Annotated in this window: 2 protein-coding genes; both read left to right on the top strand. The window is 69.9% G+C overall.

Features of this window, described 5'->3' with window-relative positions; genetic code table 11:
* Positions 1-199 precede the first annotated feature (199 nt).
* Positions 200-1,495, top strand: coding sequence for an ABC transporter substrate-binding protein (locus PROKR_RS30225; protein ID WP_036971709.1), 1,296 nt, complete (start codon positions 200-202; stop codon positions 1,493-1,495).
* Positions 1,492-2,397, top strand: coding sequence for a carbohydrate ABC transporter permease (locus PROKR_RS30220; RefSeq protein ID WP_036971706.1), 906 nt, complete (start codon positions 1,492-1,494; stop codon positions 2,395-2,397). The genes PROKR_RS30225 and PROKR_RS30220 overlap by 4 nt, the downstream gene beginning before the upstream one ends.
* Positions 2,398-2,471: the final 74 nt, after the last annotated feature.

The raw sequence follows: 2,471 nt of genomic DNA, 5'->3' as shown, positions 1-2,471 counted from the left end.
AGCTGTTGGCGTCGCGGCACGCGGCCGACCTGCGCCACGCCGTCGCGCGCCGGGGCGAGGCGCTGCTGCACGGGCCTGCCGCCGTCATCGGGGAGGCTGTGGACCAGGCCCCGGGAATCTGACGGGCGCGGACCGACCCGCGCCCGTGATCGGAGAGGTACCAGGTGCGCCAACGAGGGCGCACGAAGGAGGAACAAGGATGTCCAAGCGAACGATCACCCGCCGCGAGCTCCTCGCGGGCGGTATGACGCTGGGCGCGGCGAGCCTGCTGGCCGCCTGCGTGGGGACGACGTCGGGCGGCAGCGGCGGAGGCGGGGGCGGCACGAGCTCCGGCCTCATCACCCTGCAGAACTCGATCCAGGACGCCGACCCCAAGGCCGCGCTGGAGGCTCTGGTCAAGGCCTACCCCGGCGGCGACGTCACGATGAACTCCGTGGCCACCGAGCAGTTCCGGGCGCAGCTGACGAACTACCTGCGCTCCGGCGACTCGCCCGAGGTGCTGAGCTGGTACGCCGGGTCGGTGGCCCGGTCCTACGCCGAGGAGGGGCTGCTGCTCGACGTGTCGTCGCTGTGGGAGGGCGACGGCGCGTGCGCCGGGTACTCCGACGCGCTGCGCAGCCTGTCCTCCGACGCCGCGGGCAAGCAGATCTTCGTGCCGACCAGCTACTACTGGTGGAGCGTCTTCTACAAGAAGTCGGCGTTCGAGAAGTGGGGCGTGGAGCCGCCCACGTCGTGGGACGAGTTCCACGCGCTGTGCGAGAACCTCAGCGGCCAGGGCATCGTGCCGCTGACCAACGGCCTGTCGTCCACGCCGTGGATGGCGTCGGGCTGGTTCGACTACCTGGACCTGCGGATCAACGGCGCGCAGTACCACCGGGAGCTGCTGGCCGGGGAGCACGCCTTCAACGACCCCGAGGTGGTGGCCGTCATGGAGGAGTACAAGCGGCTCATCCCGTACTTCGACAAGAACGCCGCGTCGTACACCGCGCAGGACGCCGCGACCCCCGTCGCCCAGGACAAGTCGGCCATGTACCTCGTCGGGGCCTTCGTCTCCGGTTACTTCCCCGAGGACCAGCGCGACGACCTCGACTTCTTCTCCGTTCCGGTCATCAACGACTCGGTGCCGACGGCGGAGGAGGCCCCGACCGACGGGTTCTTCGCCGCCGCGCGGAGCGACAACCACCAGGGCGCCCTGGACCTGCTGAGCTACCTCGCGTCCCCCGAGTCGCAGCAGCAGTACATCGAGCAGTCGAAGTCGTCGAACCTGCCCACCTCGCCCGACGTCGACACGTCGTCGTTCAGCCCGCTGGTCCAGAAGGGCATCGAGCTGCTGAACAACACCGAGGAGATCACGCAGTTCTTCAACCGTGACTCCTCCGACGCCCTCCAGGCCACCGCCGACACCGCCCTGACCAAGTTCCTCGCCCAGCCGGACTCCATGAAGAGCATCCTCGACGAGTGGCAGACGGCGGCCGAGGGGGTCTTCGCGTCGTGAGCGCGCAGCCGTCCACCGCGACTCGCCGCCCGAGCCGGTTCGCGCGCGTCCCGCTGCTCGTCTGGGTGTTCCTGCTGGTCCCGTTCGTGGTCGAGCTGTTCTGGGTGTTCTGGCCGGCGGCCAACTCGTTCTCGCTCGCCCTGACCCGCTGGGACGGGATCGGCCTGGCCGAGCCCGTGGGCCTGCAGAACTTCCGCGACCTGGCCGCCGACCCGATCTTCCTGACCGCCCTGCAGAACAACGTGATCTGGGTGCTCGGGTTCGGCGGTCTGTCCGTGGTGGGCGGCCTCGCCCTCGCGGTCACCCTGAACAAGCCCGGCCCGATGGTGAGCATCTACCGCAGCGCCATCTACCTGCCGATGGTCGTCTCGCTCGCCGTCAGCGGCCTGTTCTGGCGCGTCATGTACGCGCCCGACGGGCCGATCAACGGCACCCTCGGCCTGCTCGGTCTCGACCACCTGGAACGCCAGTGGCTCGCCGACCCCACGGTCGCCCTCTGGGCCGTGCTGATCGCGGCCGTCTGGCGCCAGGTCGGCTACATCATGGTGCTGTACCTGGCCGGCCTCAAGGGCACCGACGGCTCGCTGGAGGAGGCCGCCGCCGTCGACGGCGCCAATGCCTGGCAGCGGTTCTGGCGCATCGTCATGCCGCAGCTGCGTGGCGTGAACATGGTCGTCTTCGCCGTGACCGTCATCGACTCGCTGCGCACCTTCGACATCGTCTGGGCGATGACCCGCGGCGGACCCTACAACGAGACCCAGCTCCTGAGCACCTACATGTTCCAGCAGGCGTTCACCACGGGGAACCTCGGCTACGCCTCCGCCATCGCCGTGGTCATCTTCGCCCTGGCGATCGGCTTCATCATCACCTACCTCGCCCGCCAGGCCCGGACGGAGGACTGACATGTCAGCACTCGCCCCACCCGCCGCCGGCGCACCCGCGGCGGTCCGCGACCGGCCCGCCCCGCGGCTCCGCC

Source organism: Promicromonospora kroppenstedtii DSM 19349 (assembly GCF_000515355.1).
Lineage (GTDB): Bacteria > Actinomycetota > Actinomycetes > Actinomycetales > Cellulomonadaceae > Promicromonospora > Promicromonospora kroppenstedtii.
The sequence above is the reverse complement of the archived record's forward strand: the minus strand, read 5'-3'. Positions and strand labels throughout refer to the sequence as shown.